We start from the raw sequence: 775 nt of genomic DNA, 5'->3' as shown, positions 1-775 counted from the left end.
GCGGGCGCGAACGGCTACCACAGCTACGAGGTGATGGACACCCTCCGGCCGCGCCCGGACCTTGAGGCCGGGGACAGCGACCTGTCGCTGCTGTCGTACATGAGCTGCCTGGAGGCCAGCTACGGTGCGTACCGGGAGCGGGTGCCTGAGGCCGACCTGATGGGGTCCTTCAGTCATCTGGTCCTGCACACGCCGTTCGCCGGCATGGTCAAGGGCGCGCACCGCCGCCTGCTGCGCAGGCATGCCGACGCCGATCCGCAGGCGATCGCGGCCGATTTCGGGCAGCGCGTCGTGGAGAGCCTCGCGTACTGCCAGGTGGTCGGCAACCTCTACTCCGCCGCCCTCTATCTGGCACTCTGCTCCCTGATCGACCACAGTCCGCTGGACGCGCCGCGCCGGATCGGCCTGTTCTCCTACGGATCCGGCTGCGCCTCCGAGTTCTACAGCGGCGTGCTCGGTCCGGGGGCGAAGCGGGCCGTGGGAGAGCGGCGGATCGCCGCCGCCGTCGCGGAACGCCACCCGCTGACCATGCCCGAGTACGAGCTGCTCAGCGATCTGAGCCTGCGTCGGATGGCGGGCGTGCAGGACGAGGTCTTCGACGTCGCGGAATACGAGCACATCTACAAGAGCCACGTCGCGGACCGCGGCTACCTCGTGCTGGACCGGATCGACAACTTCCATCGCCGCTACCGCTGGAGCTGACCGTGGCGACCACCGAAACCGCGCATTTCCGGACGATCGAGGTCGTCCGGACACCCCGGTCCACCCGCATCGT

General features: G+C 69.0%; 1 protein-coding gene. It reads left to right on the top strand.

The genetic code is table 11. The features are described 5' to 3' along the window. On the top strand, positions 1-702 hold a 702-nt coding region (locus tag AC08ON_RS16970), incomplete at its 5' end, for a hydroxymethylglutaryl-CoA synthase (RefSeq protein WP_476617329.1). Positions 703-775 lie beyond the last annotated feature (73 nt).

It is taken from the genome of Frankia sp. CoWAU3, from assembly GCF_977971855.1.
The sequence above is the reverse complement of the archived record's forward strand: the minus strand, read 5'-3'. Positions and strand labels throughout refer to the sequence as shown.